The 12,668-nt window shown below is 73.2% G+C and carries 11 protein-coding genes; 3 read left to right on the plus strand and 8 right to left on the minus strand.

All coding sequences use genetic code 11. The features are described from left to right. Window positions 1-4: 4 nt before the first annotated feature. From I3F54_RS13605 to I3F54_RS13620, 4 genes are read right to left on the minus strand one after another with little or no spacing between them, the layout of a single operon-like run. The gene (locus tag I3F54_RS13605) at window positions 5-1,168 is read right to left on the minus strand and encodes a branched-chain amino acid ABC transporter permease (RefSeq protein ID WP_240118979.1); all 1,164 of its coding nucleotides are present in this window, start codon (window positions 1,166-1,168) and stop codon (window positions 5-7) included. Next, window positions 1,165-2,046, minus strand: a complete 882-nt coding sequence (locus I3F54_RS13610) for a branched-chain amino acid ABC transporter permease (RefSeq protein ID WP_240118980.1) — start codon at window positions 2,044-2,046, stop codon at window positions 1,165-1,167. Before I3F54_RS13610 ends, I3F54_RS13605 begins: the two co-directional genes overlap by 4 nt. 5 nt (window positions 2,047-2,051) lie before the next feature. Further along, complete coding sequence (locus tag I3F54_RS13615) at window positions 2,052-2,852, minus strand: ABC transporter ATP-binding protein (RefSeq protein ID WP_240118981.1); 801 nt, start codon at window positions 2,850-2,852, stop codon at window positions 2,052-2,054. Beyond that, window positions 2,849-3,607 (minus strand): ABC transporter ATP-binding protein, encoded by a 759-nt coding sequence (locus tag I3F54_RS13620; protein WP_240118982.1) that lies wholly within the window; start codon window positions 3,605-3,607, stop codon window positions 2,849-2,851. Before I3F54_RS13620 ends, I3F54_RS13615 begins: the two co-directional genes overlap by 4 nt. 190 nt (window positions 3,608-3,797) lie before the next feature. Between I3F54_RS13620 and I3F54_RS13625 the strand changes: the two genes are divergently transcribed. The 3 genes from I3F54_RS13625 to I3F54_RS13635 all read left to right on the plus strand — a co-directional run bounded on the left by I3F54_RS13625 (window position 3,798) and on the right by I3F54_RS13635 (window position 6,217). Next, a complete protein-coding gene (locus I3F54_RS13625; protein WP_240118983.1) occupies window positions 3,798-5,093 on the plus strand; it encodes a CdaR family transcriptional regulator in 1,296 nt (431 codons plus the stop codon). Further along, entirely contained in the window at window positions 5,090-5,755 is a 666-nt protein-coding gene (locus tag I3F54_RS13630; RefSeq protein WP_240118984.1) for a TetR/AcrR family transcriptional regulator, read from the plus strand. Before I3F54_RS13625 ends, I3F54_RS13630 begins: the two co-directional genes overlap by 4 nt. Before the next feature lie 138 nt (window positions 5,756-5,893). Continuing rightward, entirely contained in the window at window positions 5,894-6,217 is a 324-nt protein-coding gene (locus I3F54_RS13635) for a hypothetical protein (protein WP_240118985.1), read from the plus strand. A gap of 125 nt (window positions 6,218-6,342) precedes the next feature. On the opposite strand, the gene I3F54_RS13640 is transcribed toward I3F54_RS13635, so the two are convergent. The 4 genes from I3F54_RS13640 to I3F54_RS13655 all read right to left on the minus strand — a co-directional run bounded on the left by I3F54_RS13640 (window position 6,343) and on the right by I3F54_RS13655 (window position 12,578). Next, window positions 6,343-9,717, minus strand: a complete 3,375-nt coding sequence (locus tag I3F54_RS13640; RefSeq protein WP_240119019.1) for a pyruvate carboxylase — start codon at window positions 9,715-9,717, stop codon at window positions 6,343-6,345. Between the two features lie 397 nt (window positions 9,718-10,114). Continuing rightward, window positions 10,115-10,867, minus strand: coding sequence for a chitosanase (locus I3F54_RS13645; RefSeq protein ID WP_240119020.1), 753 nt, complete (start codon window positions 10,865-10,867; stop codon window positions 10,115-10,117). Window positions 10,868-11,141: 274 nt separating this feature from the next. Further along, window positions 11,142-11,597, minus strand: coding sequence for an SHOCT domain-containing protein (locus I3F54_RS13650; RefSeq protein ID WP_240118986.1), 456 nt, complete (start codon window positions 11,595-11,597; stop codon window positions 11,142-11,144). A gap of 321 nt (window positions 11,598-11,918) precedes the next feature. Further along, window positions 11,919-12,578 carry an HdeD family acid-resistance protein gene (locus I3F54_RS13655; protein ID WP_240118987.1) on the minus strand — a complete coding sequence of 220 codons (660 nt, stop codon included), beginning with the start codon at window positions 12,576-12,578 and terminating at the stop codon, window positions 11,919-11,921. Between the last annotated feature and the right edge of the window lie 90 nt (window positions 12,579-12,668).

Genomic DNA, 12,668 nt, shown 5'->3' on the forward strand with positions numbered 1-12,668 from the left:
TGTTTCATTCCTTTTCCGTCGTGCGGGGCGGTGCGCCCACGGGTTCGGCGTCGGCGGCTGCGGGGTCGGCAACCGCGGGGTCCGCAGGGTCGGGAGTCGGGGAGGGTCCGGATTCCGCCGGCGACCCCGGTTCGGCATCGGGTGCGGACGCGGCCTCGGGCGTCCGGTCCAGGGTGGCGGTGGGGCGGGGCGGACGACGGGCGACGGCACCCAGGACACGGCCCGGCAGACCGGCCAGTCCCGTCGGGGCCACGAACATCACCGTGATGATCAGCAGGCCGAACACCACTCCCGGTGCCGCCTCGCTCAGGTCCTGGGAGACGCTCGGCACGTACATCACGAACGCCGCGCCCAGCAGGGGGCCGTACAGCGAGGCGAGCCCTCCGACCACCAGGCCGGCCAGCAGGGTGATGGACAGGACGAAGCTGAAGGAGTCGGGCGAGACGAAGCCGATCACCCAGGTGTACAGGCACCCGGCGACCCCGGCGAACATCGCGCTCCACGCGAAGGCGAGGGTCTTGTGCAGCGACAGCCGCACGCCCATGACCTCGGCGGCGCCCTCGTTGTCCCGCACCGCGCGCAGCGCCCGGCCGACCCGGGAACGCAGCAGGTTCCGGGCGAGCAGCAGGGCCGCCGCGGCGACGGCGAGGACGACGAAGTACGTCCACTGGTCCTCTGCCAGCCCGCTCCACACGGGCGGCTGCAGCTTGTCCACGGTCAGGCCCATGGATCCGCCCGTCACCGGTTCGAGCCGCTTGAGCAAGGGCGGCAGGAACACCGCGAACGAAAGGGTGACCAGGGCGAGGTACAGCCCGCGCAGCCGTAGGGCCGGCACTCCGAACCCGAGGCCCAGCAGGAAGCATCCGGCGGCCGCGACCGGCAGCGTGGCCGGGTGGCCGGTGTCGTACCGGTCGAGCATGACCGCCGTCGTGTAGGCCCCCGCCGCGAAGAACGCGCCGTGCCCGAGCGAGATCTGCCCGCCGAAGCCGACCAGCAGGTTCAGGCCGGCCAGCGCCACCGCGTAGAGCAGCACCATGGTGAGTTGGAAGACCTGGAAGGGGGCGAAGTAGAAGGGTGCGGCGACGGCGGCGGCCGCGAGGAGCACGGTGAGCGCGGCCCGCAGCGGCCGGACGCGGCCGGTGCCGAGTACCGTGGTGACGTCGTTCATGCGCGCTCCACCGCCGCCCGTCCGAACAGGCCCTGGGGCCGCACCAGCAGCACCGCCAGAATGATCATCAGAGGGACGCCCACCTTCAGATCGGCACCGATCACGTCCACGTACGCACCGGTCAACGTCTCGGCGACGCCCACGACCACGCCGCCGACGACCGCGCCGACCGGGCTGTCGAAACCACCGAGGGTGGCCGCGGCGAACGCGTAGATCAGCACCCCGCCCATCATGTTGGGCTCCAGGAACAGCACCGGGGCGACGAGCACCCCCGACACCGCGCCGACCGTCGCGGCCAGCCCCCAGCCGAGCATCAGCACCCGGCCCACCCGGATGCCCGACAGCCGGGCGGAGGCGGGGTTGCAGGCCACGGCCCGCATCACCAGCCCGATGGAGGTGTGCTGGAACAGCAGGTACAGCAGGCCCATCACGAGGGCCACCACGCCGAGGATCCCGAGCGTCGCCCCGTCCAGGCGCACCCCGGCCAGGTCGATCCCGCCGTCGGGGAACGGCTGCGGGAAGTCCTTCACGGTGAACGACCAGATCAGGCCGGCCAGCGCGTTGACGAAGATGAAGAGGCCGACCGTGACGATGACCACCGTCAGCTCGGGCGCGCCCCGCACGGGCCGGATGACGATCCGCTCGACCAGCATGCCGCCCGCGAAGGAGACCGCGAGGGTGACCGGCAGCGCCAGCCAGAACGGCATCCCGGACGCCACCAACTGCCAGGCGACGTACGTCGAGAGCATGGCCAGCTCGCCCTGCGCGAAGTTGACGATCCCGGTGAACCGGTGAATCAGCACCAGGGCCAGCGCCAGGCTGGCGTACACCGCACCGGAGCCCAGTCCTTCCACCACTTGCTGCAACAGTTCGGTCACGGCGCTCACCCGGCCTTCCGGGAGCGGACGGACACGCCCAGGTACACCTCGGCGACCTGGCCGTCCTCACGGATCTGTGCGGCCGGTCCGGACAGCACCAGGCGGCCGGCCTCCAGTACGTGGGCCCGGTGCGCTATGTCCAGCGCCAGCTGGGCGTTCTGCTCGACGACGACCACGGTGGTGCGCTCCTCCTCGTTGACGGCACGGACGATCTCGAACAGCTCACGGGTGACCAGCGGCGCGAGCCCGAGGGACGGCTCGTCCAGGAGCAGCAGCGCGGGCCGCAGCATCAGCGCCCTGCCGATGGCGAGCATCTGCTGCTCCCCGCCACTGAGGCTGCCGGCGGCCTGGCGCGACCGCCGGCGCAGTACCGGGAAGTAGCCGTGGACGCGCTCCAGGTCGGCCGCCACGGCCGCACGTCCGGCGCGGCCCCGTCTCCGGAGGCCGGTGCGCAGGTGGGCGCCGACGCGCAGGTTCTCCTCGACGGTCAGGTCGTTGAAGGTGCCCCGGCCCTCGGGGACGTGCGCCACGCCGAGCCTGGCGGCCTGTTCGGGCGAGCGGCCCAGCAGCTCGGTGCCGTCCAGGGTGACCGAGCCGCGGCCGCGGACCATGCCGCACAGGGCCCGCAGCGTCGTGGTCTTGCCCGCGCCGTTGGGCCCCAGGATCGCGCACACCTCACCGCGGGCGACGGAGAAGTCGAGGCCCTGCAGCACACGTGCCTGGCCGTATCCGGCGTGCAGGCCGGATACGTTCAGGAAGGCCTCCTCGGCAGGTGCCCGGCCCCGGGTGGAGGGCTGCTCGCTCATGCAGCCACCCCCAGGTACGCCTCGACGACCGCCGGATCGCGCTGGATCTCCTCGGGCGAGCCGTCGGCGATCTTCCGGCCGAAGTCGAGGCAGACCACCTTGTCGCACAGGTCCATCACGAATCCCATGTGGTGTTCGACCACGACGAGCGTGAGGTCGAACTCCTGGCGCACCGACCGGACCAGGTCCGCGAACTCACCGACCTCGCCGTGGCTGAGCCCGTTGACGGGTTCGTCGAGCAGGAGCAGCCGGGGCCGTACCGCGAGCGCCCGCGCCAGTTCGACGCGTTTGAGCGTGCCGAACGGCAGCCCCGAGGCGGGGTGGTCGGCCACCTCCGCCAGGCCGAGCCGCAGCAGCAGGTCGTCGGCCTGCGCACGCAGCTCCCTCTCCTCCCGCCTCACGCGCGGCAGCCGCAGCGCCGCGGCCAGGTGCCCGGTGCGCCCGCGGGTGTGCGCGCCGACCATGACGTTCTCCCTGACCGTGAGCTGCGGGAACAGGCCCAGGTTCTGAAAGGTGCGGGCGATGCCTCGCCCGGCCACGGCGTGCGGGGGGAGGGCCAGCAGGTCCTCCCCCTCGAACCGCACGTCTCCTCCGTCGGGGACGCAGCGCCTGGTGAGGCAGTTGAACAGGGTGGTCTTGCCGGCGCCGTTGGGCCCGATGAGCCCCACGGCGGTGCCCGGCTCGACGGTGAACGCGACACCGTCCAGTGCCGTGATGCCGCCGAAACGCACGGTGATACCGTCGACCGCGAGCATGAATGACGCCCCTTCCGACGTGCTGGGGGGGGTGGGCGAGCGTCACAGTAGGTGGGGGCGTTCCGGCCGCACATTGGGTGTGAGCACCCAACTTGCCCGCCGCCGAACTGTGCGCCGCGCACAGGTCCCGGGAGATGTCTCACGCCGGGCCTGTTGACGGAGCACGAGGCCGGCGGCGACGATCGGCGGCATGCCCAGCGGTCCTGCCCTCGGCCCTCCCTCGCTCTCCGAACCGCTCCGCCGGGAGCGGCGGCGGATCCTGCACGCCGTCCACGACCGGGTGGAGGAGGTGGCGGAGACCGCCGTCGAGGTGATGCGCGCGGAGATCCCGTCGTACGCGCTGCAGGACGAGCGCTTCTTCGACGAGGTGCGGGAGCAGGTGCTGGAGCACTACCGGATGCAGCTGGCGGCGTTGGCCGGGGACCGCGAGATGGCTGCCGAAGACCTGGTCTTCAGCCGGGCGGCGGCCATGCGCCGGGCCCGCGCGGGATTCGCCCTGGAGGACTGGATCAGTGCCTTCCGGGTCGGCCGGCAGGTCATGTGGGACGCGATGCTGGACTGCGCGGGCACGTCCGCCGAGGCCCAGCAGGCCGCGCTGTCCCTCGTCACCCCGCTGATGCGGTACGTCGACTACGCCAGCACCCATGCCGCGCAGGCCTACGTCGAGTACCAGCAGCACGTGGTGGCGGACGCGGACCGGGAGCGGCGGGATCTCCTGGACCAGCTCCTGGCCGGGACGGCACCGTCGCGCGGTCTGCTGTTCGCGGCGGCACAGGCGTACGGCATCGGACCGCGTTCGCCGATGATGGCGGTCGTGGCCGTCTGCGTCGCCGACACGTGCTCGGGGGATCACGCCTCGGCCGAGAGCGGGTACGCCACGAGCGCGTCGATGAGTGTCGCCGGGCCCTGGGCGGGCCGGACCCTGGTGGTCGTGCGTCACGGCGAGGTGGTGGCCGTACCCGTGCTCAGGGCCGGTATGGACGCGGACGACGTGTGCGCCCACTTCGAGGCCGTGCAGGAGCGGCTCGCGCGAAAGGGCACCATGCTCTGCATGGGCATCAGCACGGTCGCCCGGGGCGCGCTGGAGCTGCCGCGCGCGTACGAGGAGGCGCGGGCGGCTCTCGACCTGGTGCCGAGCGGGGGCGGGGTGGCGGCGCTGCCGCGGCTGTCGCCGTTCGACTACCTGGCGCTGCGTGCCGACGACCTCGCCCGTCAGCTGGTCGATCCCCGCGTACGCGTCCTGCTGGAGGAGGACCGCAGGCGTGGTGACACACTGGCCGCCACCGTACGGGCCTTCGCGGAGGCGGATCTCAATCTCCGGCTGGCCGCCGAACGGCTGCGGGTGCACCACAACACAGCCCACTACCGGCTGCGCCGGATCGAGGAACGCACCGGCCGCAATCCGCGCCGGATCGCCGACCTCCTGGAACTACTGGTCGCCCTCGCCATCCGCGACGGGGCCGGGGAAGGTGGTGATGGCCGGTGAGCGGCGTCGTGGAGTCCGCCGGGAGCGGGGCGGCGCGTCGGCTGCCGGGCGGGCAGGGGGCCACAGGCCTGCCGGAGGAGCAGGCGGCGCAGAACGGAACGGTCCGGCGTGTGCTGCTGGACGCCGCGCTGGAGGTGTTCGCCGAGCGCGGTTACACCGACGCCGGCCTCACCGAGATCGCGGCGCGCTCCGGCATCCCGGTGGGCAGCCTCTTCCAGCACTACGGCGGAAAGCGAGGTCTCTACCTCGCCCTCTGGGAGGAGTTCCGGGAGGAGCAGGAGCGCCGGACCGCGGCCACGCTGGCCGCCGAGCGCGGTCGCGGTGTGGACGACCCGATCGCCCTCTTCATGGCGGGAGCCAGGGCGTACCTGGAGGGTGCCTGGGACAACCGGAGGCTCGGCAGACTCCTGCTGGAGGACGACGGCCCCGCGGGCTTCGACGCGCTGCGCCGCCAGTGGGACCGCGCGTGGGTGCGGCGCAACGCCCGGCTGCTGGAGGTGGACGAGCGGCGACGCGCCGGTCGGGTCCGGGTGAGCGTACTGACCACCGTCATCGGAGGAGCCGCGCGCGAACTGGGCGACTGCGCGGACGAGCCGGAGGCCCGGGAGATCGTGGACGAGGTGTGCGGGATCCTGATCCACCTGTCGGCACCGCCCGGCTGAAACGGTCCGGCCGGGGCAGGGGCGACGGCGCACGCCCGGCACCGATCCCGGGGCGGGCAGCCCCCGGGCGTTCTCGCGGTACGGACGGGCGGGCTGGAGGCGGGTATCGCCCTTCATCTGGTCAACAACCTGGCCGGCATGGGCATCGCCGCCGCGATCGCCGGGGCGCTGGAGCCGGACGGGACAGCCGCCGACATGGGCTGGGCGGAAGCGGCCGTCGACATCCCGACGGTGCTGCTGTACGCCGCCGCCGTCCTGTGGTGGGCCCGGCGCCGCCGCCTCCGCGCGACGAGCCCCGCCGTCCCCGGGACCGCGGTGCCCGACGTGCGGCGGGCCGCGTGGCCGGCGGTTGCGGGCGTCCCGGCGTACGGGCCGCCCGCTCCGGGTCCGGCCGGTTCCGGCATGGGCGCGCCGCTTCCGGGACCCGGCACGCCGCCGGGTTCCGCAAACGCGTCGCGGTGAGCCCGGCGCCGCCTGCCCGGGCACGGCCCCGCTTCGGGCGGTGCGGGTCCGCTCGCCGACGGTGAACGAGGTGCACCGCCCGGCCCCTGAGCGGGCTCGGGCGGTGCACCGGTTCCGGGTCGGATTCAGGCGAGCTGGACGAGCAGGTCGCCGCCCTCCACCTGCTGGATACGGCTGATGGCGAGCCGGGACACCGTGCCGGCCTTCGGGGCCGTGATGGTGGCCTCCATCTTCATCGCCTCGATGGTGGCCACCGTGGCACCGGCGTCGACCTGGTCGCCCTCGGCGACCGCGAGGGTGACCACGCCGGCGAACGGGGCGGCGACGTGGTTGGGGTCGGCCCGGTCGGCCTTCTCGGTGGCCGGGATGTCGGAGGCCGCGGCGCGGTCGCGGACCTGGATGGGCCGCAGCTGGCCGTTGAGGGTGGACATCACGGTCCGCATACCGCGCTCGTCGGCCTCGCCGATGGCCTGCAGGTCGATCAGCAGCCGGACACCGGGCTCCAGGTCGACGGTGTACTCCTTGCCCGGGCGCAGCCCGAAGAAGAAGTCCTTGCTGTCCAGCACGCTGGTGTCGCCGTAGGCCTGCCGGTGCGTGTCGAACTCGCGTGTCGGTCCGGGGAAAAGCAGCCGGTTGAGCGTCGACCGCCGCTCCTTCTCCAGCCCCTCGCGGTCCTCGTCGGTCAGCTCCGGCACCGCCTTCCCCTCGGCCCTGCCCCGCAGCGCCCGCGTGCGGAACGGCTCCGGCCAGCCGCCGGGCGGGGTGCCCAGTTCGCCGCGGAGGAAGCCGATGACGGAGTCCGGGATGTCGAAGCGGCCCGGCTCCGCCTCGAAGTCCTCGGGTGCCACGCCCGCGCCGACCAGGTGCAGGGCCAGGTCGCCGACGACCTTGGAGGACGGCGTGACCTTGACCAGGCGGCCCAGCATGCGGTCGGCGGCCGCGTACATCGCCTCGATCTCCTCGAACCGGTCGCCCAGGCCCAGCGCGATGGCCTGGGTGCGCAGGTTGGAGAGCTGTCCGCCGGGGATCTCGTGGTGGTAGACCCGCCCGGTGGGCGAGGCAAGGCCGGCCTCGAAGGGGGCGTAGACCTTGCGCACGCTCTCCCAGTACGGCTCCAGGTCACCGACGGCCTGCAGGTCGAGGCCGGTGGGCCGGGCGGAGTGGTCGGTGGCGGCCACGAGCGCCGACAGCGACGGCTGCGAGGTGGTGCCGGCCATCGACGCGACCGCGCCGTCGACCGCGTCGGCGCCGGCCTGGACGGCGGCCAGATAGGTGGCGAGCTGACCGCCGGCGGTGTCGTGGGTGTGCAGATGGACGGGCAGGTCGAACTCGCGGCGCAGCGCCGAGACCAGGGTCGCGGCGGCCGGGGCGCGCAGCAGACCCGCCATGTCCTTCACGGCCAGGACGTGGGCGCCGGCGTCGACGATCCGCTCGGCCAGGCGCAGGTAGTAGTCGAGGGTGTAGAGCTGTTCGGACGGGTCGGACAGGTCGGAGGTGTAGCACAGGGCCACCTCGGCGACGGCGGTGCCGGTCTCCCGTACGGCCTCGATGGCGGGCCGCATCTGGTCGACGTCGTTGAGGGCGTCGAAGATGCGGAAGATGTCGATGCCGGTGGCGGCGGCCTCGTGCACGAAGGCGTCGGTGACCTCCGTGGGATACGGCGTGTAGCCGACGGTGTTGCGTCCGCGCAGCAGCATCTGGAGGCAGATGTTGGGGGCCGCCTCACGCAGGGCGGCCAGGCGTTCCCACGGGTCCTCGGCGAGGAACCGCAGGGCGACGTCGTAGGTGGCGCCGCCCCAGCACTCCAGGGACAGCAGCTGCGGCAGGGTGCGGGCGACGACAGGGGCGACGGCCAGCATGTCCTTGGTGCGCACGCGGGTCGCGAGCAGCGACTGGTGGGCGTCGCGGAAGGTGGTGTCGGTGACGCCGATCGTGGGCGACTCGCGCAGCCAACGGGCGAAGCCCTCCGGGCCGAGTTCGGCGAGGCGCTGCCGGGAGCCCGCGGGCACGTCCCCGGCGGGCAGCGGCGGCAGCTTGGTCAGCGGGTCGATCAGCTCGGGCCGTTCGCCGTGCGGCTTGTTCACCGTGACGTCGGCGAGGAAGGTGAGCAGCTTGGTTCCCCGGTCGGCGGAGTGACGGGCCGTCAGGAGGTGGGGGCGATGCTCGATGAACGAGGTGGTGACCCGTCCGGCCTGGAAGTCCGGGTCGTCCAGGACGGCCTGGAGGAAGGGGATGTTGGTGGCCACACCCCGGATGCGGAACTCGGCGACCGCGCGCCGGGCGCGGTTGACCGCGGTGGTGAAGTCGCGGCCCCGGCAGGTCAGTTTGACCAGCATGGAGTCGAAGTGGGCGCTGATCTCGGTGCCCGCGTGGGTGGTGCCGCCGTCCAGGCGGATGCCGGAGCCGCCGGGCGAGCGGTAGGCGCTGATGCGCCCGGTGTCCGGGCGGAAGCCGTTGGCCGGGTCCTCGGTGGTGATGCGGCACTGCAGTGCGGCGCCGCGCAGGCGGACGCTGTCCTGGGAGAGACCGAGGTCGGTGAGCGTCTCGCCGGCGGCGATGCGCAGTTGTGCCTGGACGAGGTCGACATCGGTGACCTCTTCGGTCACGGTGTGCTCGACCTGGATCCGCGGGTTCATCTCGATGAAGACGTGGTTGCCGTCGCGGTCCAGCAGGAACTCGACGGTGCCCGCGTTGCGGTAGCCGATCCGGCGGGCGAAGCGCACGGCGTCGGCGCAGATGCGGTCGCGCAGGTCCGGGTCGAGGTTCGGGGCCGGTGCCAGTTCGATGACCTTCTGGTGGCGGCGCTGCACCGAGCAGTCCCGCTCGAACAGGTGGATGACGTCGCCCTGCCCGTCGGCGAGGATCTGCACCTCGATGTGGCGGGGCTCGACCACGGCCTTCTCCAGGAAGACCGTCGGGTCACCGAAGGCGGACGCCGCCTCACGGGAGGCCGCCTCGATGGCCTCGCGCAGCTGGGCGGGGTCCTCGACGCGGCGCATGCCGCGACCGCCACCGCCCGCGACGGCCTTGACGAACACGGGGAAGCCGATGCCGTCGGCGGCGCGGACGAGCTGGTCCACGTCGGTGGAGGGCTCGGACGAGCCGAGCACGGGGACGCCCGCCTCCCGGGCGGCGGCCACGGCGCGGGCCTTGTTCCCGGTCAGCTCCAGGATGTCCGCGCCGGGCCCGACGAAGGTGATGCCCTCCTCCTCGCAGGCGCGCGCCAGCTCGGGGTTCTCGGAGAGGAACCCGTAGCCGGGATAGACGGCGTCGGCTCCCGCGCGCCGGGCGGCACGGACGATCTCCTCGACGGAGAGGTAGGCCCGCACGGGATGTCCGGGCAGGCCGATTTCGTAGGCCTCATCGGCTTTCAGCCGGTGCAGCGAGTTGCGGTCCTCGTGCGGGAACACGGCGACGGTTCGCGCGCCCAGCTCATAGCCGGCTCGGAACGCGCGAATCGCGATCTCACCGCGGTTGGCGACCAGCACCTTGCGGAACATGTACGACCCCTTCAGCCTGCCGGTGACGCACACCATGGTGTCGGCGACACCTGCGACACGCCATGTGAGCCGGGCCACTTTCGGCCTGCTCACCCGCCGGCCGCGGGCGTCTGGGCGCCGGCGGGCCCGCTCGCCACGGTCCTCGGTGAGACGGTGCGCGGGCGCGGTCGCCCCAGGGCAGGCACCCCGTGGGCCGGCCGCACCGGGGATGCGGTGTGGTGCCGGGGGATCGCCCCGTCGGCGCGGGGCGGACGTCGCGGGGCTCGGCGTCGCCCGCCTCGCCCGGGGTGTGCCCTGCGTGCCCGCGAGGGGCTGGTCGGCGTAGGTGGTCAGGACGACGACGGCGACGTGTGCCCTGCGTGCCCGCGAGGGGCTGCCACCGCGGGTTCTGCGGGGGTCAGCCGATGTGGTAGCTGTCGCCGTACACCCGCCAGTCCAGCGGCGGATCGAGGCGGAGATTCCCCTCGTGGAGGAAGAGCCGTTGCGCGGTGTCGACGCGGCTGGTGTCGCGGTGGGCCTCCTCCTGCTTCATCGCCCACACCCGTGCGTCGAGGAAGGCGTCGAGGTAGGTCACCTCGTCGCCACCTCCGGCCGGGGTTCGGGCGTGGGTCAGGGCCCGGCGGCGGATGCTGCGGAAGCCGGTGCGGTCACCTCCGCCGCCGTGCACGACGAAGGCGTCGTAGTACGCGAACTGGCCGAGCACGCCGAGTCCGTCGGCCCTGCCCTGCCGGACGGCGGGATCGAAGTAGACCCGGTCGCGCTCGTCGTTCTGGGCACGCCGGAACCGCCCGTCGAGGGCTGCCCTGCGCCAGTCGCCGGGGAAGCCGGGGTCGAGGCCCTGGTGCGAGTCGGTGCCGTCGACGCGTCGGAGCGCGGGGAGGTACGCGGCGAGCGGGTTGCCGGGGGCCCGGTCGGTGTAGAGCCCGACGAGGTCGAGCATGTCGCCGGTGCCGGAGCAGAAGCCGATGATGCCGGCGGTGTAGCCGCGGCCGTCGCCGATGTCCTCGATGTACCGGTACTGGGCCTTCCAGTCGAGCGAGGAGTTCTCCGCGCTCGACACGAGTTGTATGGCGATCTCCTTCTTCGCCGGGTCGTCGAGCCCGGGTGCTCCGGGGGCCGGTGCGGCCAGGGCCCGGCCCGTGCCGGCCATCGGGGCGCAGGCCACGACCGCGAGCAGGGCGAGGGCCGTTCGGCGCGAGGCGTCCGGGCGCGGTGACGTCGTGCGGCGTTGATGCGTCACGGGGACTCCGGGTGCGGTGGGGGTGGGGGAGCTGGTCCGTACCTGCACTGGCAGAGGAATTTCCTACCAGTTGCCGGACGAGGTCGGCGCCCACCACGCCCGACGTCTGGTATCGAACACAAGGACAGCGCGCCGGGTACGGCGCGCTGCCCCTCTCCCCCGTCCCTGGTTTCCTCGCCGCCGGTCAGGTTCCGGTGCCGGCCGCGGCCCCACCCCCGGCCGACGGACCGGCGTTGCCGAGCACGAGGTCCTTGGCTCGGCGGAACTCCTCCTCCGAGATGTCCCCGCGGTTGCGCAACTCGGACAGCCGCGCGAGTTCGTCGACGCTGCCGCCGCCGCCCGCCGTGTCACGGACGTAGCGGTCGAACGCCTCCTGCTGCGCGCGTGCGTGAGCCACCTCGCGGCCGCCCATGTTCCTGCCCCGGGCGATGAGGTAGACGAACACGCCGAGGAACGGCAGCACGATGACGAAGACCAGCCAGCCTGCCTTGCCCCAGCCGCCCAGTTCGTCGTCCCGGAAGATGTCCAGGACGACCCGGAAGAGCAGGATGAACCACATGATCCACACGAAGAACCAGAGCATGGTCCAGAACATGCTCAGCAGGGGGTAGTCGTAGGCGAGGTACATCTGTGTGCTCATTTCGCATCTCCGTCCCGGGTGGGTGCCCGAGTGCGAGTCCCGACTGCCTTCAGGGTGCGCACAACCGCGCCGGAGCGCTTCACCCCGGGTGGGTGAGGTTTCCGCCCCGGGGGGCGGAGGCCACCGGCGCCGCGCGCTGCCAGGGCGGTGGGGCGTAAGGTCTGCGGACCCGTGCGCCGAGGGTGCCGGACCCGCACGGGGTCCGGTCCTGCGGTCGGGGCGCCGGGGCCGCGCCGACCGGGGGTGCCGATCCCGGCCGCCCTCGCCCGCACCCGGTGCGAGCAGGGGCCGTGCGGCCGGGGCCGGTGCCGGGTGTGTGCCTCACACCGCCCTGGGCGTGCCGGGCGGCGAGCCGGGATCGGCGCGGCGCAGTGCCGCACGCCAGACGAGGGCGACGACCAGCTCCACCAGTCCGAGCAGCACCAGCCACAGGCCGAGCAACCGGGTCAGGGCGAACGCCGACTCGAGGGGCAGGGCCAGCACCACGATCCCGGCGACGATGCCCAGGACCGCGGCGCCCATCAGGATGCCGCGGTGCGGCAGGTCCTTCGCGGCGACGGCCGTGTAGGCGGTCAGCATGCCCGTCACCAGCCAGAGGACGCCGACGATCAGGGAGAGCACGGCGATCGTCTGCAGGGGGTGGCGCAGGCACAGCACACCGGCCACCACGTACAGCACCGCGACCAGCACCGCCGTGGCGCGCTCGCCGTGCTCCCGGGCGAAGGCGGAGACGAACCGGAAGGCGCCCGTCACGAGCAGGTACAGCCCGATGAGCACCGCCAGGACGTGCAGGGTCTCGTCCGGCCAGGCCAGCACGATGACGCCCGGCACCAGCGTGGCCAGCGCCGAGCCCAGCAGCCAGGTCCACGAGCCGCCGAGCCGGGCCAACTGCTGTTCGGGGCCGGTGTCCGGGGTGGCCTCCGCCCCGCCGCCCTCGGCTTCGGGTCCGGTGCGCTGCCCCGGACCACGGGACACGGTCATGGCTCCACCTCCGGGCTGCGGACGGCCACCGGCCGGACCACCGTCGCGACGGTCCACCGGGCCCACACCCGGTCAGCGTCCCGCGCGACG

The sequence above is a fragment of the Streptomyces sp. MUM 2J genome (genome assembly GCF_022414535.1).
In the GTDB taxonomy this organism is placed as follows: domain Bacteria; phylum Actinomycetota; class Actinomycetes; order Streptomycetales; family Streptomycetaceae; genus Streptomyces.

Bases quoted from the DNA above. Each gene is read 5' to 3' on its own strand.
- I3F54_RS13605 (WP_240118979.1), bottom strand. From the start codon at position 1,168: ATGAACGACGTCACCACGGTACTCGGCACCGGCCGCGTCCGGCCGCTG.
- I3F54_RS13615 (WP_240118981.1), bottom strand. From the start codon at position 2,852: ATGAGCGAGCAGCCCTCCACCCGGGGCCGGGCACCTGCCGAGGAGGCC.
- I3F54_RS13620 (WP_240118982.1), bottom strand. From the start codon at position 3,607: ATGCTCGCGGTCGACGGTATCACCGTGCGTTTCGGCGGCATCACGGCA.
- I3F54_RS13625 (WP_240118983.1), top strand. From the start codon at position 3,798: ATGCCCAGCGGTCCTGCCCTCGGCCCTCCCTCGCTCTCCGAACCGCTC.
- I3F54_RS13635 (WP_240118985.1), top strand. From the start codon at position 5,894: ATGGGCATCGCCGCCGCGATCGCCGGGGCGCTGGAGCCGGACGGGACA.
- I3F54_RS13640 (WP_240119019.1), bottom strand. From the start codon at position 9,717: ATGTTCCGCAAGGTGCTGGTCGCCAACCGCGGTGAGATCGCGATTCGC.
- I3F54_RS13645 (WP_240119020.1), bottom strand. From the start codon at position 10,867: ATGGCCGGCACGGGCCGGGCCCTGGCCGCACCGGCCCCCGGAGCACCC.
- I3F54_RS13650 (WP_240118986.1), bottom strand. From the start codon at position 11,597: ATGAGCACACAGATGTACCTCGCCTACGACTACCCCCTGCTGAGCATG.
- I3F54_RS13655 (WP_240118987.1), bottom strand. From the start codon at position 12,578: ATGACCGTGTCCCGTGGTCCGGGGCAGCGCACCGGACCCGAAGCCGAG.